We start from the raw sequence: 21,151 nt of genomic DNA, 5'->3' as shown, positions 1-21,151 counted from the left end.
CCCTCCTTACTTGACGATGTAGGGCAGCAGGCCGATGTGGCGTGCGCGCTTGATCGCCTTGGACAGCTCGCGCTGCTTCTTGGCGGAGACGGCGGTGATGCGCGACGGCACGATCTTGCCACGCTCGGACATGAAGCCCTGAAGCAGGCGCACGTCCTTGTAGTCGATCGCGGGTGCGTTCTTGGCTGCAAAGGGGCAGCTCTTGCGACGGCGGAAGAAAGGACGGGCCATTAGCGGTCTCCCCGACGGCCGCGACGCTCGCGGTCATTCTTGCGCATCATCACCGACGGACCACCTTCGTGTTCCTCGACGCGGATCGTCATGTAACGGATCACGTCTTCGTTGATGCGGGTCTGGCGTTCCAGCTCTTCGACCACCTTGGCGGGTGCGTCGATGTTCAGCATCACATAGTGTGCCTTGCGGTTACGCTCGATCTTGTAGGCGAGGTTCTTGAGGCCCCAGGTCTCGGTCTTGACGACCTTGCCTTCGTTTGCCTCGACAATCTCGGTCGCGGTGTTCGCAAGCGCGTCGACCTGGCTCTGCGAGAGATCCTGACGCGCAAGGAACACATGCTCGTAAAGCGGCATGCGCCTGTTCCTTTGTCTATACCGATCGCTGACCTACGCCCCCATGGCGAAAGGCCCCTCCGGCTTTCTTCGTTTTCTCCCCATTCGCGGGCGGAATCGCCGCTGCGCCATTCGGGAAAGCGCGCGCCATACAGGGTCTGGCCGGAAAAGCAAGGGCAGGCGGGATAAGGCCATGGCCCAATTGCGCCGCGTGCGCGTTGGCGGAACCAAAGCCGCGTTTCTTGGCTTGGGTCAAGGAAACCGCGGATCAAGGGGGATAGAGCCTCCGTGGCAACACCGGTGAAGGGATGCAGATCATGGAAGAGCAAACAGTCGTGACCCGCGATGCGGTAAACCTGTCCGTGCGCAGCGTGCAGCCGGACGATCAGGGTTTGCTGAAAGATTTTTTCGGCAATGTCAGCGAGGAAGACCGCCGCTTCCGCTTTCTGAACGCGGGCGCGCGTCTGGGCGACCGGCAGCTGGACCCGCTGGTCAGCGTTGACCATTGGCAGACCGAGAATTTCCTTGCCTTCGACACGGTGAACGGCGCGCTGGTCGCATCGGCATTGCTGGCGTGCGACACGGCGATGAAAACGGGCGAGGTCGCCGTATCGGTGCACAAGGATTATCGCGGGCGCGGCGTGGGTTGGGCCATGCTGGACGTATTGAGCCATGCCGCCGAGGAACGGGGCCTGCGCGAAGTGATTGCGATCGAGGACCGCGAGTACCATGCCGCCATCGAACTCGAACGCGAAAAAGGGTTCGAGGCGCGCAGCTTCGAGGCCGACCCGTCGCTGATGCTGCTGGTCAAGAGTTTCGCCTGACGCGCAATAGCGTTTAGGCTGCCCGCTCGAATCGAGGGGGCAGACATTGGCGACAAGCGACATCGGGGGCGCGACACCGGACCAGCCGGTGGGTGCGCGGCGTATCGAAAGCCTCGACCTGCTGCGCGGTTTCGCCGTGCTGGGCATTCTGGCGGCCAATGTCGTCGGTTTCGCGCGCACGGGGCCCTATTATTACTGGGGCATCCTGCATCCCGCGGGCTTTTGGGAAGAGGCGGGCTGGCTGATCCAGTACCTGTTCCTCGACGGCAAGCTGCGCGGTTTGTTTGCATTATTGTTCGGGGCGGGAATGGCGATTTTCGTCGACCGTGCGGCGGCGCGGCGCGGCATGGCGGGCGCGCTGCTGTTGCAGGGGCGCCGGCTGTTGTGGCTCGCCCTGTTCGGGGCGCTGCATTATTATCTGCTGTTTTTCGGCGATATATTGCTGGACTATGCGGTGGTCGGGCTGGTCGCGATGCTGTTCCTGCCGCTGGGCGCACGGGCATTGCTGTTCATCGGCCTGTTCGCAAGCTTTTACATGGGGATCATGGGCGGCATCGCGCTATGGCCCGCGGACGAGCTGGCCGCGCTCGATGCTCCTGCCGCCAGCGAAGCCCGCTCTGGATACGATGCCGAGGTCGAGGCGATGCGCGGCCAGAGCCACGCCAGTGACGCGGTGCGCAAGACGGGCAGCTTTACCGATCTGGTCGCGTGGCGGCACGAAACGCGCAGCGTGTGGGACCGCATTGCCTTCATGCCGGTCACGGGGCCGGGTTATCTGGGGCTGATGCTGCTGGGCGCCGCGCTGTACCGCATGGGCTTTTTCTCGGGCGGGTGGAGCAGGCGCGGGATGATCGTGTGGGGGGCGACCGGGATCGTCGCCACCATCGTGTTCACCCTGCCACTGGCGATTATGGGCATCCAGTATAACCATTATCCCGCCGTCAGCTTCTGGGTGCAATTCGGCCCTGCCTCGCTGCTGCGCCTGCCGATGATACTCGGCTATGCCGCGCTGCTGGTGGCTTTCGCGCCCGCGCTGGGCCGGACGGCTTTGGGCCGGCGTATGGCAGCGGCGGGGCGGATGGCGTTCACGAACTACATCGCTTCCTCGGTGCTGATGGGCGCGGTGTTCCTTGGCTGGGGGCTGGGGCTCTATGGCGACTGGCACCGGCTGGCGCTGTGGGCATGGGCGGCAGGCGGCATGGCGGTGATGCTGCTGTGGTCGGCGCCCTGGCTTGCCCGCTTCCGCTTTGGCCCGCTGGAATGGCTGTGGCGCTGCCTTACCTATATGAAACTGTTCCCGATCCGGCGCCGCGACGAGGATGCCGCAGACGCGGGCATTGCCAGCAACGGTTCACCTGCTAAACGGGACATATAGTCTCAATTGTAAGGATCGCCCCTTCCCGATGCGCAAGCTTATCCTCGCCGCCGCGCTTGCCGGTTGCGCCCTTTCGCCGGTTGCTGCCCTTGCCCAAACCGCCACACTTTCTCCGGCCGAGCGCTCCGATCCCGCCGCCGCCGCGATCAGCGCGGACGAGATTGCGGCCACCGTCACATTCCTCGCCGACGATCTGCTGCAGGGGCGCGACACGGGCAGCGAATATTACGACATTGCCGCCGCCTATGTCGCCTCGCGCTATCGTGCCATGGGACTGGAACCTGCCAATAACGGCAGCTGGATGCAGGACATTGTTTTCCGCAATGCCAGCACGGCATCTGCCGCGCTGACCATCACCACGCCCGATGGCGAAATGGTGCTGGAACCGGGCAAGGACTTCGTCGCGGGCGGCAGCTTTACCGACAGGCAGGTCGATCTGACCGCGCCGATGGTGTTCGTCGGGCAGGGCATCCACAGCCCCGAAAACGGGATCGACGATTATGCGGGCGTCGATATTGCGGGCAAGATCGTGGTGATCGTATCGGGCGCGCCCAAAACGGTTTCGGGCGAGGTTGCGGCGACACTGGGCGATACCAAGACCAGATATGCCAGCGAGAATGGCGCGGTCGGCATGATTTCGATCCGCAACAAGGAATCGCTGGAACGCTTGCCGTTCGACAAGCTGGTCACCTATCTTCAGGAACCGCGCGAGACATGGGTCGGCCCTGACGGTCAGGCCAATGTGCAGGACCCGGGTCTGAAGATGCAGGCCTATATCTCGCCCGAAACGGCGGCAAAGCTGATGGCGGCATCGGGCAAGGATCTCGACGCGCTGCTGAAAATCTATGACGATCCCAAGGCAAAGAGCCGTCCCGCCGCCTTTGACATGACGGGCGAGGCCAAGGGTAGCGTCACCACCGACTGGGACGACAAGACCAGCGCAAATGTCGTCGCCATGCTGCCGGGTTCCGATCCCGCGCTGGCAGGTGAATATGTGGTGATGAGCGCGCATCTGGACCATGTCGGCAATCACCTGTCCGATGCCGAAGAGGGTGAGGATACCGACACGATCTATAATGGCGCGATGGATAATGCGACCGGCGTTGCCACCATGCTGGAAGTCGCCCGCGTGATCGCGCACAGCCCGCATCGCCCGCGCCGCCCGATCCTGTTCGCCGCCCTGACGGCAGAGGAAAAGGGCCTGCTGGGTTCGGAATATCTGGCCAAGCATTTCGTGCGCGAAGACGGCAAGCCGGTCGGCGTCGTCAATTTCGACATGCCCGTTCTGCTTTACGATCTGGCCGATGTGGTCGGCTTCGGCGCAGAAAATTCGACCATGGGGCAGACACTGATCAAGGCGGGTGCAGCCACCGGCATCGGCGTGTCGCCCGATTTCATGCCCCAGGAGAACCTGTTCACCCGTTCGGACCATTACAGCTTCGTCAAGCAAGGTGTGCCCGCCCTGTTCCTGATGACCGGCGTGCAGAACGGCGGGAAGGCGGCATTCACCGAATTCCTGTCGACCAATTACCATCAGCCGACCGACGATCTGACCCAGCCGCTCAATTGGGAATCGGCACGCAAATTCGCGCTGCTGAATTACGAGATCGTGAAGATCACTGCCAATGCCGACGAAGCGCCCAAGTGGTACGAAGGCAATTATTTCGGCGAGAATTTCGCCCCCGACGCGCCCAAGGCTCCGGCCCCCGGCTCATCGGTTGCGGCGGAATAACGGCCTAGGGCAACCGGTCCAGCAGGGCGCGTGCGAAGCTGCTTAACGTATCGTCGCGCGCGCCCATGACCACGATGCGGTCGCCGCCGCGCGCGATTTCGGCGATGCGATCGCCGCATGTTTCGCGCAGCGGGAAATATTCGGCATCTTTCCCCGCGTCCCTGATCCATTGCGCCAGATCGGCCCCGCCGATGCTGCGGTCGACCGTGCCCCCGAAATAGGCCGGATCGCACAGGATCACCCGATCCTCGTCGTTCAGCTCTTCGGCGAACACCTGCGCCAGTTCGCGGCCCATCTGGCGGATCGGGCCGAAACCGTGCGGCTGGAAAAAGGCGATGACGCGTCCGTCATGCGCGCGCAATGTGCGCAAAGTGGCGCGCACCTTGTCGGGATTGTGACCGAAATCGTCGATCATTGTGATGCCCGATGCGCTGGTGCCCGCAATGTCGAACCGCCGCGCAAGGCCGGTGAACCCGCCCAGCGCATCGACCGACGCACCGAAATCGACCCCCACAGCCATTGCCGCGCCCAGTGCGGCCAGCGCGTTCGACAGATTATGCCTGCCGGGGACTTGCAGGGTCAGCGCCGCCTCGCGCCCGTTGGCGCGGTCCAGCACGGTTGCGGCTATGCCGGTGGCGCTTTCGCGGATCGATCCGCCCGCCACGCCGATGCGCGCGTCGGGCGCGTCAATGCCATAGGTGATCGCGTCTCTTGCGCGGTCTGCCAGCGCCAGCGCCTCTGCATCGTCGGCATTGACCACGGCGCATTCCGACGCGGCCAGATAATCGCCGAACAGCACGCGTAATTCGTCCATGCTCTTGTGGTCCAGCGTCACGTTCAGCAGGACTGCCACGCCGGGCCGGTATAGCGCGATCGATCCGTCGCTTTCGTCGACCTCGGACACGAAGGCGCCGCCACTGCCGACCCGCGCGCTGGCGAACAAGGCGTCGTCCGAACGGAAATTCTTCATCACCGCGCCGTTCATGATGGTCGGATCGCGGCCTGCCTGTGTCAGCAGCCAGCCGGTCATGCCGGTCACGGTCGATTTGCCGCTGGTCCCGCCGATGGCAATGCGCGTGTCCGCCCCGTTGAACAGGGCCGACAACAATTCGGCGCGGCTCATCCGTTGGCACCCCAGCTCCTTTGCGCGGCGCACTTCGGGCACGCTGTCCTCTATGGCGGCGCTGGCGACCAGTATCTGGTCGGCACTGGTGATGCCGCTGCCGTCCTGTTCGTACAGGCGGATGCCCTGATCGGCGATCCATGCGAATTTTTCGGGGCTGCGGCCCTGATCGTAACTGCGGTCCGATCCGGCAATCGCCGCGCCGCGCCCGCGCAATATGCAGGCAAGGGGCAACATGCCTGAACCGCCGATGCCGCAGAAAAAGAACGGGCGCGCCAGCAGCGCGGAAAGATCGGTAACGCTCATGCCCATGCTGGCTATTGATACAGGCCGCGCTTGGCAATCCGCGCCTGCGGCCCTAGCACTGTTTTCATGATCCGCGTCGCCATCTGTGCACCGTCTGCCGCTTTTCCGCGCGAACTGGCCGCGCAGGTGCAGGACGTGGCCGCCGGTTTCGGCGATGTGGAGCTGCATTTTCACGACCAGTGCTTTGCCGAGCAAGGGCATTTCGCAGGGCCCGACGAATTGCGGCTGGCTGCACTGGTCGAATGCGCCAACGATCCGATGTTCGATGCCGTCTGGTTCGCACGCGGCGGTTACGGATCGAATCGAATCGCGAGCGATGCCATCGCGCGCATGGGGCCTGCTGCGCATAACAAGCTGTGGCTGGGCAGTTCGGACGGCGGATATCTGCTGGGCGCGCTGTATCGTGCGGGAATCGGGCGGCCGGTGCATGCCCCGATGCCGCTGGACGTGCGGCGCGACAACGGGGATCAGGCCATCGGCTGCGTGCTGGCATGGCTGTCGGGCGATCTGGGACGGCTGGAACCGCATCTCGACGGCAGGCCGACGGTTGCCTTCAACCTGATGACCCTGGCCATGCTGTCGGGCACGCCGCTGATGCCCGATCTGTCGGGCCATGTGGTGATGGTCGAGGAAGTGAGCGAATATCTCTATGCCGTCGACCGGCTGTTCTTCCACGTGACCGAGGCTTTGCCCAAATCGATCCTTGGCCTGCGGCTGGGCCGTATCAGCGATATCCCCGAAAACGACCGCGACTTCGGCATGACGGCAGAGGAAATCGCGCGCCACTGGTGCGAACGTTCGGGCATGGCCTATCTGGGCGAAGCCGATATCGGCCATGACGCGGGCAATCGCATCGTGCCGTTCGGGCGGACGGACCGCGATGCCCCGCTGGGGATGGCCGGTTTCGCTCTTGGCAAGCCGCGTTCTTGGCAATAACGCGCCGCGTTCGGATAAAGCCCGCTCGAGAGGAGAAATTTGATGCGCGCATTCGTGTTCCCGGGACAGGGCAGCCAGAAAATCGGCATGGGCGTGGAACTCGCCGCCGCCAGCGCCGCCGCCCGTGAAGTGTTCGAGGAAGTGGACGATGCGCTGGGCCAGAAACTGGCCGCGATCATGGCCGAAGGGCCCGAAGACACGCTGACCCTCACTGAAAACGCGCAGCCCGCGATCATGGCCAATGCCATCGCCACGCTGCGCGTGCTGGAAAGGGATTTCGGCATCGTGCTGGCGGACAAGGCCGATTATGTCGCGGGCCACAGCCTTGGCGAATATACGGCGCTGTGTGCGGCGGGCGCGTTCTCGCTTTCCGATACGGCGCGCCTGCTGAAACTGCGCGGGCAATCGATGCAGGCGGCCGTGCCCGTGGGCGTCGGCGCGATGTGCGCATTGCTGGGCGCGGATATCGAAAAGGCGGGCGAACTGGCCGAGGCCGCGGCGACCGATCCCGCGACCGGCGCAAAGGAAGTGTGCACCGTCGCCAATGACAATGACCCGACGCAGGTCGTGCTGTCGGGCCATGCGGGCGCGATTGCCCGCGCCATCGAAATGGCCAAGGATTACGGCGCACGCCGCGCGGTGCCGCTGCCCGTGTCGGCCCCATTCCATTGCCCGCTGATGGAACCTGCCGCTGCCGCCATGGATGCCGCATTCGAAGCGACGATGCCCCGTGTCCCGCACCTGCCGGTCTTTGCCAATGTCACCGCGCAGCCGGTTGCCGATCCCGAACAGATCCGCAAGCTGCTGGTGGAACAGGTCATGGGCCGCGTCCGCTGGCGCGAGAGCATGGGCGCGATGGCCGATGTGGGCGTGTCGCAATTCGTGGAACTGGGCGGCAAGGTGCTGGCCCCGATGATCAAACGTTCGACCACGGACACCGATGTGATCAGCGTGGTCACGATGGAAGATTGCGAGGCGCTGGCCAAGGCGCTGTAAGGCCCGTACCCCCGCGCAGATTTACGAGAGGATTATCCAGAGATGTTCGACCTTACCGGCATGACCGCCCTTGTCACCGGCGCCAGCGGCGGCATCGGCTCCGCCATTGCGCGCAGCCTTGCCCAGCAGGGTGCGCGTCTTGCCCTTTCGGGCACCAATGCCAGCAAGCTGCGCAGCTTTCGCGAACAGCTGAACGAAGAGATTGGCGGCGACCATGTCGAGATTACCTGCGATTTGTCGAACCCGACACAGGTGGAAGAGCTGGTTCCCGCCGCCATCGACACCTTGGGCAAGCTCGACATTCTGGTGAATAATGCCGGTATCACGCGTGACGGGCTGATGATGCGCATGAAGGACGAGGATTGGGATGCGGTGATGCAGATCAACCTCAATTCCGCGTTCCGCCTGATGCGCGCCGCGACCCGCCCGATGATGAAGGCCAAATTCGGCCGCATGATTTCGATCACCAGCGTGGTCGGCACCACCGGCAATCCCGGCCAGATGAACTATGCCGCGGCCAAGGCGGGGCTGACCGGCATGACCAAAAGCCTTGCGCAGGAACTGGCCAGCCGGAACATCACGGTGAACTGCGTCGCCCCCGGCTTTATCCGCACGGCCATGACCGATGTGCTGCCCGACGATCAAAAGGCCGCGCTGAACGGCAAGATTCCGATGGGCCGCATGGGCGAGGGCGGCGATATCGGCGCGGCGGTTGCCTATCTGGCGTCAAAGGAAGCCGGCTATGTCACCGGCCAGACGCTGCATGTGAACGGCGGCATGGTGATGATCTAAGGCGGGGGTTCAGCCTGCCATCGGGGCGGGGCGGCCGACTTCGTTTGACTTCGCCGCCCTGCCTTGCGAGTCTTGTGGCCAAGCGGTGCCCGCCCCTGCGCGATATAGGGGCGCCACCAGTCGAGCGGCGCGCGCCCGTTTAGAGGACGGGCAGGCGCCGGAACCCAGAAGATTCAAGGATTACCCATGGCAACCCCCAAAACCGGCGATATCGTCGTCATCGATTTTTCCGTCACCACGGCCGATGGCCGCGTGGTCGGCGGCACCGACCAGAACGGGCCGCAAACCGTTACGATGGGCAAGGGCGAGATCATGCCCTCTATCGAAGCGGCGCTGGAAAGCATGGAAGTCGGCGCGCAGCAGGATGTGACGATCGACGCCGATCAGGCATTCGGCCAGCGCCGCGACGATCTGATCATCGAAATCCCGCGCTCGACCCTGCCGCCCGAGCCCGCGCCGCAGCCCGGCATGACGCTGGCCGCCAAGCAGCAGGACGGCAGCGAGATGAACCTGACTATTACCGCCGTGGGGGACGAGACGGTGACCGCCGACGGCAACCACCCGCTGGCGGGTGAGGATCTGACCTTCGGCCTGACTTTGGTGGAGATCAGGGCCGCCGCCTGATCCGCACTGCCGGAAACATCGGAACGCCCCGCATCGCCTGATGGCCTTGCGGGGCGTTTTCGTGTCGGCGCCTGTGACCTGTACCTTCTGGGGGTAAACCCCGATTGCAGCGCGGTGCCCGCTGAACGATGGAAGCGGCAGGGATCATCGGGGCAGGTGGCTGGCATGACATATCGAACGGGCGCGGGGCTAATCCTTGCGCTGGCATGGCTGCCGCTGCCAGCCCATGCGCAAGAGGGCGATCCGCCACCCGAAGAAGCACCGAAAACCGTGCCCGAAACCGCGCCCGATATCGTCACACTCGACGGTCAGTTCAGCCAGTTCCTCTCCACCGTTGCGGCGGGCAATGGCGAGGGGGCAACGCGCTATGGCGGGCGGATCGACCTCTATGCCAAAATCGATGGCGGTACGGCGGGTATCGTCGACGGGCTGACGATCAACGCGCAGGGCGAGTTTATCTATGGCAACAGCATCAATCGCGTCGGTTCGCGCACGCTTTTGCCCGTCAACACCGCGATGAATTTCCCCGTCAACGATGACGAGGCGTTCGACCTGTCGGTCAATATCGTCCAGCGCATCGGCAAGGTTCGGGTGCAACTGGGCAAGATCAACCTGCTCGACAGCTCTTCGGCAATTCCCATTGTAGCCGGCGGGGGCAAGGTGGGGTTCCAGCACATCGGCCTTGCCGCGCCGCCCGGCCTGATCGCATCGCCCAAGATCCTCGGCGGCATCGTCACCGTTCCCGTGGGCCGCGTGGCCATCAGCGCGGGCGTCTGGCATCCCGAGGACTGGACCCGCGAATTTATCGATGGCGGCCTGTTCGGCAATGGCGTCAGCGGCATGGTCGCGGGCACGCTTCCGGCGAAGATCGGCGGGAAACAGGGTTTTCACACCGTCACCATATTCGCCACCAGCCGCAAGCCCAGTGCCGAAGGGCTGCCCGATATCCGCCCGCCCGAAGGGTCGGCTCCGCTGCTATCGGGCGACAGGGGCGGCACCCATCTGCGGTACGCGGTGCAGCATTATTTGTGGCAGGACCCGTCGGACCCCAAGCGCGGCTTCGGCCTGTTCGGCCATGCAGGCATTTCCATCGGCGCGCCCGCCCTGCTGGACTGGAGCATGACGGCAGGGCTGGCGGGCAGCGTGCCCATTGCCGCCCGCCCGCGCGACCGGTTCGGCATCGGCTATTTCCGTTTCTCGCTGGAAGACCGCATCGCCGACGGGCTGGCACCGGTTCTCCCGGTGGGGGACGAGCAGGGGGGCGAGATCTATTACGCGGCGCAATTGGGCGACATGCTGCAATTGACCGCTTCGGCCCAGCTGGTCGATCCGGTGCTGGCCAATGCGCCCGATGCCGTGAATTTCAACCTGCGGGCGGTGGTGGCATTCTGATCCACCGCCGCCCGACAAAAAGGTCAGAACTTGAACGTCGCGCCAATGATCGGCCCGTCGGTCGATACGTCATACAGGAACCGGCGGTCGCCCGATCCATGCTCGTAATCGATGTAAAGAAACTGATAGCCGGCATCGATCGTGATATTCTCGGCCACGCCGAAATTGATCATCGGCCTGATCTGCACCGACACATCCGATCCCACGCCGAACCCGCCGACATTGGCGATCAGCCCAGCGTCGATGCTGTCGCTGAGCGGCGCCTGAAAGCGCACGCCGACGATGGGGTCGATCCAGTCCGCCTTGCGGCTGACATCGTCGAAAATCTCGATATCGGATTCGGTCGTGACCTTGATCGCGACGTAACGCGCACCGACCATCAGGTCGAGTTGCGGCGCGACACGATAGAACAGCATCGGCTGAACCCCCGTCTGCGCCATATTGGCCGCGACGACGGCATCGTCGTTATTCGCGTCGAGATTCATGTAATTGGTGTCGATGCCAATGCCCCACTGGCCGTTATGCGCCTCGACATAGCCGAGGAAGGCCATGTTCAATTCGCTGATCACGTCCTTGCGGCTGACATCGACCTCTGCGTCGATCCCGCGCACGGCGGCATCGCCCTTCATCTTGGGGGCCATCAGATAGGGCTGGAATGTAAATTCCCATTCGCCCGCTTCCTGTGCGGCGGCAGGCGTTGCGACCATTGCGGCGGCCATGGCCATGGCCAGCGACCCTGTGAAAATCTTGCGCATATCCCTCATTCCTCGAAAAACCGCCGGTGATTTCGGATCGTCTTTCCGGCTTCCCTCGCGCGATATGATGCGGAGCAAAGCGCGACAATCGGGGTTTATGCCGATGCGGGGCTGTTTTGCGCAGCCTGTGAGACACAGTGAACAGAGGTAAGGCGATGAGTGAAACGGCACTCGACATCCTGCAATATTACGGGGCGGGGGCGGCGCTGCTGGCGGCGTTTCTCGTCTCGCTGAATCTCGGCGAACGGCTGACGGGCTGGGCGTTCGTGATCTTCGTAACCAGCTCGATCGCGCTGATCGCGTGGGGCTTTCTGAATGACGAGGGTGAAGGCATCGGCTGGCAGAACATCGGCCTGCTGGCGATCAATGCGGTGGGGGTCTATCGCTATCTGATCGCGGGAAATCCCGACAAAGCGGGCAAGACCGATGTGTCGGATGCCCAAAAGGCCGGTTGAGCGGGAGATTCGCTGTCGTCCACGCCCTGACCGGCCCGGACCCGATCAATGGTCATTGCGCTGATGAGCCGAGCGCGTTTTTCCCATGGTGCCGATGGGCCAACGGGCGGGGAATCCGGTCCGATCCGGCGCTATCACCGGCTTTTATCCCCAGAATCGAAGCGTTCTCGTTCCGTTCGCCTTGTTCGCAATGGCCCATCCGCTAGGAAAGTTTGACCGAAATTCTCGTCCGGTCGGGTTTCCAACGTCCACCGGGCTTAGGGGGATCTGATTGAAATGAAGGCGACGATCGAACGGGCAACCCTGCTGCACAGCCTGTCCCATGTGCAGTCGGTGGTGGAACGCCGCAACACGATCCCGATCCTGTCCAATGTGCTGATCGAGGCTTCGGCCGACGGCAATGTCCGCCTGATGGCGACCGACCTTGACCTGCAAGTGGTCGAGGTGATGCCTGCCGCATCGGTTGAGGGCGCGGGCGCGATCACCGTATCGGCGCATCTGCTGTTCGATATCGCGCGCAAGCTGCCCGACGGATCGCAGGTCAGCCTTGAGACGAGCGAGAACCGCATGATCGTCAAGGCAGGGCGCAGCCGGTTCCAGCTGCCGACCCTGCCGCGCGACGATTTCCCCGTCATCGTCGAAGGCGACCTGCCGACCAGCTTCGAGCTTCCCGCCGCTACGCTGGCGCAGATGATCGACCGCACGCGTTTCGCCATCAGCACCGAGGAAACGCGCTATTACCTGAACGGCATTTTCCTGCACGTGGCCGATGATGGCCCGAATGGCGCGGCGCAGCTGAAGGCGGCGGCGACCGACGGGCACCGCCTTGCCCGCTTTACCATTGCCCGTCCCGACGGGGCAGAGGGGATGCCCGACGTGATCGTGCCGCGAAAATGCGTGGCCGAACTGCGCAAGCTGCTGGAAGAATCGCTCGACACCAATGTGGCGGTCGATCTTTCGGCATCGAAGATCCGCTTCACCCTTGGCGGCGAAAGCGGCATCGTGCTGACCAGCAAGCTGATCGACGGAACCTTCCCCGATTACAGCCGCGTGATCCCGACCGGCAATGACAAGCTGCTGAAGGTCGATCCCAAGAGCTTTTTCGCGGGCGTCGACCGCGTGGCCACCATCGCCACCGAAAAGACCCGCGCAGTCAAGATGGCGCTGGATACCGACCGCGTGACCCTGTCTGTCACCAGCCCCGACAACGGCACCGCGGCCGAGGAAATCGCCGCCGATTATGGTGCCGACGGGCTGGAGATCGGCTTTAACGCCAATTATCTGAAGGACATCCTTGCCCAGATAGAGGGTGACAATGTGGAACTGCATCTGGCCGATGCGGGCGCGCCCACCTTGATCCGGCAGAACGCGCAAAGCCCCGCGCTTTACGTGCTGATGCCGATGCGGGTCTGACCGGACCCGAAAGAGCCGGTGAAGGCGGGCGGGCGATATGCTGACCATCTTCATCGTCCTTTTATTCGCCGCGGCAACGGCGCTGTCCTGGCTGACGATCCGCATGCTGGGGCGGCGGATCGCGAACTCTTCCGGCTGGTACGCGGTGCTGCGGCGCTATCCCGACAGGGGCCCAGACAGCGGCCCAGACAGCGGCGATAAACCGCTGCTGGTTGTGAAACGCGCATCGGGCCGCATCGGCGGGGTAACGATCGGGCGCGGGCTTGAACTCCACGCCTGTCGCCGTGGGCTGCGGATCTATCCGATGCCATGGCTGCGACCGATGAACACCCCCGCCCTGATCCCGTGGCGCGATATCGCGGATAGCGACGAAACCCTTCGCGGTCATCCGATGAAGCGGCTGGGCCTCGGCAGGCCCGAAATCGCGGTGCTGACGCTGGATCGCCCGCTGTGGGACGAATTGCGGGGCAAGGCGGGCCATTGATGCGACGGGTAGCAGGCGTGCTTCATCGCGGCGAAAGCCCGCCTCGTCCAAATGGCACTGGCTATATCTTGAACCGAACGGGCGGCCCCGTCATGGGCAGCGCCAAAGGACGGAGAATTCGAATGAAACGCACCGCCATCGCCCTTGGCCTGATTGCCAGCGCCGCGCTTGCTGCCCCTTCGGCACAGGCGCAGGGCACGACCGACACGAACCTGCGCTGCGCCGCATGGGCATTGGTCGCCAGCGCGCAGGAACAGGATCAGGGCAAGCGCCGCGCGCTTGGCTTTTTGATGACCTATTTCGTCGGCCGCTATGAACAGGGGACCGGCGGTAAGATAGAAAAGCAGATCAATCCGCAGACGATTCAGGGGCTGGTCGGCGATGTCGAGGAAGCGAACAAGCTTTGCGCGCCGCTGGCGACCGATTTCAGCACCCGCCTGCAGGCCATGATGGACGGCATGCAGCCGCCCGAAGGCCAGTCGCAGGGGCGCTAATCCCGTTACCGTCCGGCGCGGATCATCTCCTCGACCAGCGTGAATTTTTCGCGCGGGGCGCCGGAACGCGCAGCGGCGACTTCGGCTTCCTCGATCTTTTGCCAGTCGCGGAAGGTCACGATGTCCAGCTTGCGTTCGGCGGCCAGCGCATCGAAACCGGGGCGGCCCGCCTTACCTTCGGGGCCGATGGCGCCGCTGGCGATATCCTCGGCCAGCTTGGCGATGATGGCAAAGCCGTCGGGCTTGTTGGTGCCGATGGTCCCCGTGGGGCCGCGCCGCGCCCACCCGACGGCATATAGCCCGCCGGTTTCGGGCGATACGGCGATGCGTCCGTCATCGCTGGCAAAGCGGCCCGCCTTTTCGTCGAACGGCACACCGGGAATGGGCGCGCTGCGATATCCGATGGCGCTGACCACCAGATGGCAGGGGACCATATAGAATTCGCCCGTGCCGACGAGTTTTCCGTCGGTGATCTTCGTCCGCTCGACCTCGACGCCTTCGACACGGGTTTTACCGACGATGCTGACGGGGCGGGCGAAGAAATCGAAGCTGATCCGCAGCGGTTTCTCTACGCGGTTCGCGGCGAACTGGCGCAGCCATTGCACCGATTTGCGCTGGCCGGGTTCCAGCGGATCGTCGTCTGTCACCGGAGGCAGATCGTCGGGATCGACCACCGGCGCCGCCCGCTCCAACTCGCCCAGCTCGCCCAGTTCCTTGGGCGTCATGGCGATCTGATGCGGCCCGCGGCGGCCAAGGATCACGATCTCGTCCAGCTTCGACCCCTCGATCGCGTCGAGGGCATGGGCGGTAATGTCGGACCCTTCGAATTCGCGGCGGGTCTTGGACAATATGCGCGCAATATCCAGCGCCACATTCCCGTTGCCGATCACCACTGCGCGCCGGCCGGACAGGTCGGGGTTCAGATCGGCGAAATTCGGGTGGCCGTTATACCATCCGACAAAGGCGGCGCTGCCGATCACGCCCGGCAGATCCGCGCCGGGAATGCCCAGATCGCGGTCATGCGGTGCGCCGGTGGCGATAATCACCGCGTCGTACAGCGCCTGAAGATCGGCCAGCGAAATATCCTGACCGATGGCGATATTGCCGACAAACCGGACATTATCGGTCAGTGCGGTTTTTTCATAGCGGCGCGACACCGCCTTGATGGTCTGATGATCGGGCGCGACGCCGGTGCGGATCAGCCCGTATGGAACCGGCAGCCGGTCGAACACGTCGACACGTATGTCGTCGCCCCACTGCTTGATCGCCGCTTCCGCCGTGTAATAGCCCGCAGGCCCCGACCCGATTATCGCGATATGCCGCATCGTTGCTCTCTCCCATCTCGCCCCGTTCGGGTGCGAAGCGACAGGCTATCGCATGGCTCGCAAATGAAAAGGGGGCGCGGGGGTCAGGCGGCAAGAAATTCGCGCAAAGCGTGCGAAACCCGTTCGGGCCGGGCAAGCGCGGAAAGATGGCCGCCCGACCGCAATTCGATCTTTTGCGCATGGGGAAGCAGGCATCCCAGCATGGTGTGATGCGCATAGGGCACGACCGCATCGTCCGCCACGCCCACCAGCGCGACCGGCACGCGGATAAAGGGCAGCATCGGCGCGGCCGTCCATCCCGTCAGGGCCAGCAGCTGATTGCCCAGCCCTTGCGGGGTCGGGGTGCGGAAACGCTGCATCAGCGTGGCATTGGCACCACCCTCGGCCAGCAGAGCGCGGAAATTGGCGGTAAGGCGGCGCGGATCGACATATTCCTTGGGATCGAACAGCCGCTTGATCACATCCGGATTGGCGGGCGCGAGCGGCAGGCCCGACGTGGTCGATACCAGCCCCAATCGCGTGACGCGGCGCGATGCCTGAACCGCGATCTGCTGCGCCAGCGCGCCGCCCCATGAAAAGCCGATGCAATCGAAGTGGCGACCGGGATGTAACGCCTCCATCATTCCGATCACGGCCTCGGACAGTGCATACATCATCACATGCGCGTTCGAATCGGGCGATCCGCCGCATCCCGGCATGTCGGGAATGACGATCGACCGCCCCAGCGGCGCATCGGGCCCCGGTTTCGCCAATGCCAGCGCCAGCGGTTCCATCAATTCCGCGTTGAAGCCGATGCCGTTGAGCATCAGCAAGGGCGGCGCGGCATCGTTTCCGCCATCCAGTAGGGCGGCACGCATCGTCAGCCCGCCGGCCCTTATCTCGCGATAGTCGAATTCCATGTCTGCCCGCTAGCACGCAGGTGCAACGCAGGACAGCCTCCATCGGGACAGACTGCCTGCTCTTGCGGACAACATGCGTTTGCCCGCTCTGCCCGATCAATCCCTGCTGACAGGGGGGCAACACGCTGCTAACGGCGCTGCCATGAGCACTGACCTCTCCACCATTCGCAACTTCAGCATTATCGCCCATATCGACCATGGCAAATCGACCCTGGCCGACCGGCTGATCCAGGTCACCGGTGGGCTGACCGACCGTGAGATGAGCGAGCAAGTCCTTGATAACATGGACATTGAGCGCGAGCGCGGCATCACCATCAAGGCGCAGACCGTGCGCCTGAACTATACGGCGCAGGACGGCATTACCTATCAGCTGAACCTGATGGACACGCCTGGCCATGTCGATTTTGCCTATGAGGTCAGCCGCAGCCTTGCCGCGTGCGAGGGTGCGCTGCTGGTGGTGGACGCGGCGCAGGGCGTGGAGGCGCAGACGCTGGCCAATGTCTATCAGTCGATCGAGCATGACCATGAAATCGTGCCCGTTATCAACAAGATAGACCTTCCCGCTGCCGAGCCGGAGAAGGTGAAGGCCGAGATCGAGGACATTATCGGCATCGATGCGCAGGACGCGGTGCTGACCAGCGCCAAGTCCGGCATCGGGATCGAGGAAGTGCTGGAAGCCGTCGTCAAGCGCATCCCCGCGCCCGGCGGCGACCGGACCAAGCCGTTGAAGGCGCTGCTGGTCGATTCATGGTACGATCCCTATCTCGGCGTCGTCATTCTGGTGCGCGTGATGGACGGCGTCATGAAAAAGGGCGACCAGATCAAGTTCATGCAGGGCGGCACGACCCATCTGGTCGACCGCGTAGGCTGCATGCGCCCCAAGATCGAGCAATTGCCCGAACTCGGCCCCGGCGAAATCGGGTTCATCACCGCGCAGATCAAGGAAGTGGAGCAGGCCAAGGTCGGCGACACGATCACCACGGTGAAGAACGGCGCGACGCAGGCGCTGCCGGGGTATAAGGAAGTGCAGCCGGTGGTGTTCTGCGGGCTGTTCCCCGTCGACGCCGCCGATTTCGAGAAACTGCGCGAAAGCATCGGCAAGCTGCGCCTCAACGACGCCAGCTTCTCGTTCGAAATGGAATCGAGCGCGGCGCTGGGCTTCGGCTTCCGCTGCGGTTTCCTTGGCCTGTTGCATCTTGAGATCATTCAGGAACGGCTGAGCCGCGAATATGACCTCGACCTCATCACCACGGCGCCGTCGGTGGTCTATCGCCTGCAGCTATCCGCATCGCGCACCGACGAGGCGCGCGAGCTTTATCTGCACAATCCCGCCGATTATCCCGATGTGAACAGGATCGAGAGTATCGAGGAGCCATGGATCAAGGCAGTGATCTATACGCCCGACGAATATCTCGGCCCGATCCTCAAGCTGTGTCAGGACCGCCGCGGCATCCAGAAAGACCTCACCTATGTCGGCGGCCGCGCGCAGGTCACCTACGAACTGCCGCTGAACGAGGTGGTGTTCGACTTCTACGACAGGCTGAAGAGCATCAGCCGCGGCTATGCCAGCTTCGACTATGAACAGATTGGCCTGCGCGAAGGCGATCTGGTCAAGATGAACATCCTTGTGAACAACGAGCCGGTCGATGCGCTGTCGCTGATCGTACACCGCTCTGTGGCGGAAGCACGCGGACGCGGCATGTGCGAGCGTCTGAAAGACCTGATCCCGCGCCATTTGTTCAAGATCCCGATCCAGGCGGCCATCGGCGGCAAGGTGATCGCGCGCGAAACCATCGCAGCCCTGCGCAAGGACGTGACCGCCAAGTGCTATGGCGGCGACATCACGCGTAAGAAGAAGCTGCTGGAGAAGCAGAAAAAGGGCAAGGCGCGGATGCGGGAATACGGGAACGTCAGTATTCCGCAAGAAGCCTTCATTGCTGCCCTAAGGATGGGTGAGGAATAATGATGCCCCGCCCACAAGGCGAGGATCGCGAAGCGACCGGAGCCTTGTAAGCGAGAGGCAGTAATTACGGCCGGCGGCCAAGCGGGCCCTCAGGCCCGCGCGAGCCGTTCGACGTCACAGCCGCGGCTTTGCCGTGGCCCAGCGCCAGCCCATCAGCCAGACACCAGGCCGCCCATCTTGCGCGCATAAATCAGCCGCCCTTCGCCCAGATGCGCAAAGACCTGATCCAGTCCGCGGCGCGAAAAGGCGAAGCAGCCCTGGCTGCGGCCCAGCTTGCCGCTGCGTTCGACGATTTCGGGTTCGGCATACCATGCGCTGTGGATCACGATGGCGCGGTTCATCGCATTGTCGTTGGTCGGGTCCAGCCCGATCAGCCGCTGCGAATGCCCGTGCTTGCCGGTATAGTAGTTCGCGGTCGCATAGGCGCCCTCGGACGTGGCGTTTGATCCGGGACGGTTGGAAAAGCGTTGAAGCCAGCCGCTATAGGCCGGGTCCGACCCGCTGCCGTGCGAGACGAGGAGCGATTGCGTCTCACCCTTGTCCAGATCGACGAGGTGAAAGCGCGGCAGGGAGGAATGAGCCGAGAAATCGACGATGCCGATGCGGTCGCGTCTGACGCGGGCACCGTGGCGGTCCAGCGCCTCCATCGCGGACATGAACAGATCGGGCCGCACGCCGCTGCCGCGCACCAGATCGAGGGCGACCGGTTCGGGCCCGACGGGCTGCACCACCGGCTGCGAGACGAGCGGTGCCGGTGCGGCGCGTGCAACCGTGGCGGAGGTCGCCAGCAGGGTGGATGCGGATGCGATGAAATTACGGCGGCTGAAATTCATGGTTTCTGCAGATAGACTAACCATGCAAGCAAGGTCTTGGACAAAGCGGGGCTGGAACGATCATCATCTTGCACGTGGCAAGATTCGTCAAAGGCGAAATATTCCATGGCCAAACCGAACGATACACCGGTTACGACCGACAGTTACCGCCATGCGGTAGGGCGCATCATTGCGGCGATTCGCAAGGCAAAGGGGCTGTCCGACCGGCAGATGGCGCATCAATTGGATTGTTCGGCAGGCACGATCCGCAATGCACGGATAGAGGCGACTTCGCTGGACCCTGCCGTGCTGATCCGGATCGAGCAGCAATTCGGTCCCGGCGCGATCGATCCCCTGCTGGCGCTGGCGGGGGTGCGCTGTCTGGCGACGGGGCATGGCGGCGGCAAGGGAGCTGCGGGCAATCCGACGCTTGCCATTGTCGAGGCTTTGCATGGAATCGTCGAAATGCAAGCCGCGCATAGCGAGGGCGGGCGGCGGATTACCAATCACGAATTGCGCCAGATCCTGCCCGAATTGCGCGCGGGCCGCGCAGCGCTGGACGCGCTGATCGCGCGGGTGGGGGAAGGCTAGATCCCGGCCATGCTGGCCCCTAAATGCCGGCCATGCTGGCAAGCGTGCCGAAATCGTCCGAAAGCGAACCGTCGCGCAGGATCATCGAGATGATCAGCACCAGTTGCAAAACGACCAGTGCTATCGCGTAATATTTCAGATCGTCGCGCCAGCTGGGCGGGGGTTGCCAGATGCGTTCGATATCGGGCCGGTGCCACCAGTCGTGCAGCCATGCCACGGGCGATTGCCGCCCGTCCTGATCCGTCAGGATCGAGGCAAGATCGGCGTCGAGCGCATCCTCGCCAAAGGCGGCAAGTCGGCGCGGCCTTATCGGACCTAGCTCCATCGCATCATCTCCAACGCTGCCCCCTCAGGCCGGCAGAAGAAACTGTCCCATGCATCAACGACCGCCGGAATGCCCCCATCCCGATATGCCGCAACGCGCCCCGCCGGTCGCTGGATCAGCTTTCGCCTGTCTGTGCCAGTTCCGCGACGGGATCGTAATTGTCGGCCTGCCCCCGTGGCTGGTCCGGGTCGGTGGTGGAAAAGATCCACCCTTCGCCCTGTTCCAGCCCCACGGCGGTAAGCTGTCCCGTGTAATAGGCGCCGGTATCGATGCCGATGCGGTGATCGGTGATGCCGGGCTTGCCTTCGAACACGGTGTGTCCGTGTACCACGACTAGCCCGCCAAAGTCCTCTTCCGAATTCAGAAATTCGTTCCGTATCCAAAGGAGATCGTCTTCTTCCTGTTCTTTCAAGGGGGTGCCGGGGCGGATTCCGGCATGGACGAACAAATAATCCATCGCGCGCAGCGTGACGGGCAGCGAATCGACCCAGTCCAGCAGGTCCTCGCCAATGCGGCGGCGCGCGTCGGCGGCAAGGTCGAAGGGTTCCGGATCGTCGATCTCGGCGTCGGTCATGCCAAAGCTGTGCAAAGTCTCGCGCCCGCCATACCGTAGCCACGGCGCCAGAAAGCTGAAATCGTGGCGCAGGGCGGTGACCATCATCGCCTCGTGATTGCCCTTCAGCATGATGAAGCGGTCGGTCATGCGGGCCAGTTCGCGGCAGGCGCGCAGCAGTTGCGCGGATTGCGGCCCGCGGTCGATCACATCGCCCAGCAGAACGATGCCCGTTACCATCGGATCGCGCAGCCGGTTGTCGATCGCGACATCGGCGATCAGCTTGCGGAACAGGTCCAGCCGCCCGTGAATATCGCCGATTGCATAAATCCGCCGGAAATCGGGTGCGGAAGAACCGCCGGTGATGTTCTTCGCGGACCCGGTCAGCGAAGCCGGAAAGAGGTTCTTCATCAGGA

The 21,151-nt window shown here is 63.6% G+C and carries 23 protein-coding genes; 14 read left to right on the top strand and 9 right to left on the bottom strand.

What is annotated here, in order from left to right; genetic code table 11:
* Positions 1–6: 6 nt before the first annotated feature.
* Together rpsR and rpsF are read right to left on the bottom strand one after the other, a co-directional pair.
* On the bottom strand, positions 7–231 hold the full coding sequence (rpsR, locus tag LOZ77_RS09000; RefSeq protein WP_066845972.1) for a 30S ribosomal protein S18: 225 nt from the start codon (positions 229–231) through the stop codon (positions 7–9).
* The gene (rpsF, locus tag LOZ77_RS08995) at positions 231–587 is read right to left on the bottom strand and encodes a 30S ribosomal protein S6 (RefSeq protein WP_230278853.1); all 357 of its coding nucleotides are present in this window, start codon (positions 585–587) and stop codon (positions 231–233) included. The genes rpsR and rpsF overlap by 1 nt, the downstream gene beginning before the upstream one ends.
* Before the next feature lie 296 nt (positions 588–883).
* On the opposite strand from rpsF, the gene LOZ77_RS08990 reads away from it, so the two are divergent.
* The 3 genes from LOZ77_RS08990 to LOZ77_RS08980 are packed head-to-tail and all read left to right on the top strand — an operon-like array spanning position 884 to position 4,497.
* Positions 884–1,390, top strand: a complete 507-nt coding sequence (locus tag LOZ77_RS08990; protein ID WP_230278852.1) for a GNAT family N-acetyltransferase — start codon at positions 884–886, stop codon at positions 1,388–1,390.
* A 46-nt stretch (positions 1,391–1,436) separates the two neighbouring features.
* The gene (locus tag LOZ77_RS08985; protein ID WP_230278851.1) at positions 1,437–2,765 is read left to right on the top strand and encodes a DUF418 domain-containing protein; all 1,329 of its coding nucleotides are present in this window, start codon (positions 1,437–1,439) and stop codon (positions 2,763–2,765) included.
* Between the two features lie 28 nt (positions 2,766–2,793).
* Positions 2,794–4,497, top strand: coding sequence for a M28 family metallopeptidase (locus LOZ77_RS08980; protein ID WP_230278850.1), 1,704 nt, complete (start codon positions 2,794–2,796; stop codon positions 4,495–4,497).
* A 4-nt stretch (positions 4,498–4,501) separates the two neighbouring features.
* Here LOZ77_RS08980 and LOZ77_RS08975 read toward each other — a convergent pair whose 3' ends face one another.
* A complete protein-coding gene (locus LOZ77_RS08975; protein WP_230278849.1) occupies positions 4,502–5,926 on the bottom strand; it encodes a Mur ligase family protein in 1,425 nt (474 codons plus the stop codon).
* 66 nt (positions 5,927–5,992) lie between these two features.
* On the opposite strand from LOZ77_RS08975, the gene LOZ77_RS08970 reads away from it, so the two are divergent.
* The 5 genes from LOZ77_RS08970 (at position 5,993) to LOZ77_RS08950 (ending at position 10,666) form a co-directional block, all read left to right on the top strand.
* Complete coding sequence (locus LOZ77_RS08970; RefSeq protein WP_230278848.1) at positions 5,993–6,862, top strand: LD-carboxypeptidase; 870 nt, start codon at positions 5,993–5,995, stop codon at positions 6,860–6,862.
* Between the two features lie 42 nt (positions 6,863–6,904).
* Positions 6,905–7,858 (top strand): ACP S-malonyltransferase, encoded by a 954-nt coding sequence (gene fabD / locus LOZ77_RS08965; protein ID WP_230278847.1) that lies wholly within the window; start codon positions 6,905–6,907, stop codon positions 7,856–7,858.
* Between the two features lie 42 nt (positions 7,859–7,900).
* On the top strand, positions 7,901–8,650 hold the full coding sequence (gene fabG / locus LOZ77_RS08960; protein ID WP_230278846.1) for a 3-oxoacyl-[acyl-carrier-protein] reductase: 750 nt from the start codon (positions 7,901–7,903) through the stop codon (positions 8,648–8,650).
* A gap of 186 nt (positions 8,651–8,836) precedes the next feature.
* On the top strand, positions 8,837–9,274 hold the full coding sequence (locus LOZ77_RS08955; protein WP_230278845.1) for a peptidylprolyl isomerase: 438 nt from the start codon (positions 8,837–8,839) through the stop codon (positions 9,272–9,274).
* A 165-nt stretch (positions 9,275–9,439) separates the two neighbouring features.
* Positions 9,440–10,666 carry a carbohydrate porin gene (locus tag LOZ77_RS08950; RefSeq protein WP_230278844.1) on the top strand — a complete coding sequence of 409 codons (1,227 nt, stop codon included), beginning with the start codon at positions 9,440–9,442 and terminating at the stop codon, positions 10,664–10,666.
* 23 nt (positions 10,667–10,689) lie between these two features.
* Here the strand turns inward: LOZ77_RS08950 and LOZ77_RS08945 are convergent, their stop codons facing one another.
* Positions 10,690–11,421: a hypothetical protein gene (locus LOZ77_RS08945; RefSeq protein ID WP_230278843.1), complete on the bottom strand. Its 732-nt coding sequence runs from the start codon at positions 11,419–11,421 to the stop codon at positions 10,690–10,692.
* A 155-nt stretch (positions 11,422–11,576) separates the two neighbouring features.
* On the opposite strand from LOZ77_RS08945, the gene LOZ77_RS08940 reads away from it, so the two are divergent.
* The 4 genes from LOZ77_RS08940 (at position 11,577) to LOZ77_RS08925 (ending at position 14,267) form a co-directional block, all read left to right on the top strand.
* On the top strand, positions 11,577–11,876 hold the full coding sequence (locus tag LOZ77_RS08940; protein WP_230278842.1) for a hypothetical protein: 300 nt from the start codon (positions 11,577–11,579) through the stop codon (positions 11,874–11,876).
* 276 nt (positions 11,877–12,152) lie between these two features.
* Positions 12,153–13,289: a DNA polymerase III subunit beta gene (dnaN, locus tag LOZ77_RS08935; protein WP_230278841.1), complete on the top strand. Its 1,137-nt coding sequence runs from the start codon at positions 12,153–12,155 to the stop codon at positions 13,287–13,289.
* A 37-nt stretch (positions 13,290–13,326) separates the two neighbouring features.
* On the top strand, positions 13,327–13,773 hold the full coding sequence (locus LOZ77_RS08930; RefSeq protein WP_230278840.1) for a hypothetical protein: 447 nt from the start codon (positions 13,327–13,329) through the stop codon (positions 13,771–13,773).
* A 122-nt stretch (positions 13,774–13,895) separates the two neighbouring features.
* The gene (locus LOZ77_RS08925; RefSeq protein WP_230278839.1) at positions 13,896–14,267 is read left to right on the top strand and encodes a hypothetical protein; all 372 of its coding nucleotides are present in this window, start codon (positions 13,896–13,898) and stop codon (positions 14,265–14,267) included.
* Between the two features lie 5 nt (positions 14,268–14,272).
* Here LOZ77_RS08925 and LOZ77_RS08920 read toward each other — a convergent pair whose 3' ends face one another.
* Positions 14,273–15,592: an FAD-dependent oxidoreductase gene (locus tag LOZ77_RS08920; RefSeq protein ID WP_230278838.1), complete on the bottom strand. Its 1,320-nt coding sequence runs from the start codon at positions 15,590–15,592 to the stop codon at positions 14,273–14,275.
* 83 nt (positions 15,593–15,675) lie between these two features.
* Positions 15,676–16,491, bottom strand: coding sequence for an alpha/beta fold hydrolase (locus LOZ77_RS08915; protein WP_230278837.1), 816 nt, complete (start codon positions 16,489–16,491; stop codon positions 15,676–15,678).
* Between the two features lie 142 nt (positions 16,492–16,633).
* On the opposite strand from LOZ77_RS08915, the gene lepA reads away from it, so the two are divergent.
* Complete coding sequence (gene lepA, locus LOZ77_RS08910) at positions 16,634–18,454, top strand: translation elongation factor 4 (protein WP_230278836.1); 1,821 nt, start codon at positions 16,634–16,636, stop codon at positions 18,452–18,454.
* 152 nt (positions 18,455–18,606) lie between these two features.
* Here lepA and LOZ77_RS08905 read toward each other — a convergent pair whose 3' ends face one another.
* Positions 18,607–19,287, bottom strand: coding sequence for a murein L,D-transpeptidase catalytic domain family protein (locus tag LOZ77_RS08905; protein WP_230281755.1), 681 nt, complete (start codon positions 19,285–19,287; stop codon positions 18,607–18,609).
* A 105-nt stretch (positions 19,288–19,392) separates the two neighbouring features.
* On the opposite strand from LOZ77_RS08905, the gene LOZ77_RS08900 reads away from it, so the two are divergent.
* The gene (locus tag LOZ77_RS08900; RefSeq protein WP_230281754.1) at positions 19,393–19,857 is read left to right on the top strand and encodes a helix-turn-helix transcriptional regulator; all 465 of its coding nucleotides are present in this window, start codon (positions 19,393–19,395) and stop codon (positions 19,855–19,857) included.
* Between the two features lie 19 nt (positions 19,858–19,876).
* Here the strand turns inward: LOZ77_RS08900 and LOZ77_RS08895 are convergent, their stop codons facing one another.
* Both LOZ77_RS08895 and LOZ77_RS08890 read right to left on the bottom strand, forming a co-directional pair.
* Complete coding sequence (locus LOZ77_RS08895) at positions 19,877–20,182, bottom strand: hypothetical protein (protein ID WP_230281753.1); 306 nt, start codon at positions 20,180–20,182, stop codon at positions 19,877–19,879.
* Between the two features lie 115 nt (positions 20,183–20,297).
* A complete protein-coding gene (locus LOZ77_RS08890) occupies positions 20,298–21,146 on the bottom strand; it encodes a metallophosphoesterase family protein (protein ID WP_230281752.1) in 849 nt (282 codons plus the stop codon).
* Positions 21,147–21,151 lie beyond the last annotated feature (5 nt).

This window comes from Croceicoccus sp. Ery15 (genome assembly GCF_020985305.1).
Classification (GTDB): domain Bacteria; phylum Pseudomonadota; class Alphaproteobacteria; order Sphingomonadales; family Sphingomonadaceae; genus Croceicoccus.
The sequence above is the reverse complement of the archived record's forward strand: the minus strand, read 5'-3'. Positions and strand labels throughout refer to the sequence as shown.

What these genes read in the sequence shown, in the direction of transcription:
- rpsR (WP_066845972.1), bottom strand. Translation starts at nt 231, where the DNA reads ATGGCCCGTCCTTTCTTCCGCCGTCGCAAGAGCTGCCCCTTTGCAGCC.
- rpsF (WP_230278853.1), bottom strand. Translation starts at nt 587, where the DNA reads ATGCCGCTTTACGAGCATGTGTTCCTTGCGCGTCAGGATCTCTCGCAG.
- LOZ77_RS08990 (WP_230278852.1), top strand. Translation starts at nt 884, where the DNA reads ATGGAAGAGCAAACAGTCGTGACCCGCGATGCGGTAAACCTGTCCGTG.
- LOZ77_RS08980 (WP_230278850.1), top strand. Translation starts at nt 2,794, where the DNA reads ATGCGCAAGCTTATCCTCGCCGCCGCGCTTGCCGGTTGCGCCCTTTCG.
- LOZ77_RS08975 (WP_230278849.1), bottom strand. Translation starts at nt 5,926, where the DNA reads ATGAGCGTTACCGATCTTTCCGCGCTGCTGGCGCGCCCGTTCTTTTTC.
- LOZ77_RS08970 (WP_230278848.1), top strand. Translation starts at nt 5,993, where the DNA reads ATGATCCGCGTCGCCATCTGTGCACCGTCTGCCGCTTTTCCGCGCGAA.
- fabD (WP_230278847.1), top strand. Translation starts at nt 6,905, where the DNA reads ATGCGCGCATTCGTGTTCCCGGGACAGGGCAGCCAGAAAATCGGCATG.
- fabG (WP_230278846.1), top strand. Translation starts at nt 7,901, where the DNA reads ATGTTCGACCTTACCGGCATGACCGCCCTTGTCACCGGCGCCAGCGGC.
- LOZ77_RS08955 (WP_230278845.1), top strand. Translation starts at nt 8,837, where the DNA reads ATGGCAACCCCCAAAACCGGCGATATCGTCGTCATCGATTTTTCCGTC.
- LOZ77_RS08950 (WP_230278844.1), top strand. Translation starts at nt 9,440, where the DNA reads ATGACATATCGAACGGGCGCGGGGCTAATCCTTGCGCTGGCATGGCTG.
- LOZ77_RS08945 (WP_230278843.1), bottom strand. Translation starts at nt 11,421, where the DNA reads ATGCGCAAGATTTTCACAGGGTCGCTGGCCATGGCCATGGCCGCCGCA.
- LOZ77_RS08940 (WP_230278842.1), top strand. Translation starts at nt 11,577, where the DNA reads ATGAGTGAAACGGCACTCGACATCCTGCAATATTACGGGGCGGGGGCG.
- dnaN (WP_230278841.1), top strand. Translation starts at nt 12,153, where the DNA reads ATGAAGGCGACGATCGAACGGGCAACCCTGCTGCACAGCCTGTCCCAT.
- LOZ77_RS08930 (WP_230278840.1), top strand. Translation starts at nt 13,327, where the DNA reads ATGCTGACCATCTTCATCGTCCTTTTATTCGCCGCGGCAACGGCGCTG.
- LOZ77_RS08925 (WP_230278839.1), top strand. Translation starts at nt 13,896, where the DNA reads ATGAAACGCACCGCCATCGCCCTTGGCCTGATTGCCAGCGCCGCGCTT.
- LOZ77_RS08920 (WP_230278838.1), bottom strand. Translation starts at nt 15,592, where the DNA reads ATGCGGCATATCGCGATAATCGGGTCGGGGCCTGCGGGCTATTACACG.
- LOZ77_RS08915 (WP_230278837.1), bottom strand. Translation starts at nt 16,491, where the DNA reads ATGGAATTCGACTATCGCGAGATAAGGGCCGGCGGGCTGACGATGCGT.
- lepA (WP_230278836.1), top strand. Translation starts at nt 16,634, where the DNA reads ATGAGCACTGACCTCTCCACCATTCGCAACTTCAGCATTATCGCCCAT.
- LOZ77_RS08905 (WP_230281755.1), bottom strand. Translation starts at nt 19,287, where the DNA reads ATGAATTTCAGCCGCCGTAATTTCATCGCATCCGCATCCACCCTGCTG.
- LOZ77_RS08900 (WP_230281754.1), top strand. Translation starts at nt 19,393, where the DNA reads ATGGCCAAACCGAACGATACACCGGTTACGACCGACAGTTACCGCCAT.
- LOZ77_RS08895 (WP_230281753.1), bottom strand. Translation starts at nt 20,182, where the DNA reads ATGGAGCTAGGTCCGATAAGGCCGCGCCGACTTGCCGCCTTTGGCGAG.
- LOZ77_RS08890 (WP_230281752.1), bottom strand. Translation starts at nt 21,146, where the DNA reads ATGAAGAACCTCTTTCCGGCTTCGCTGACCGGGTCCGCGAAGAACATC.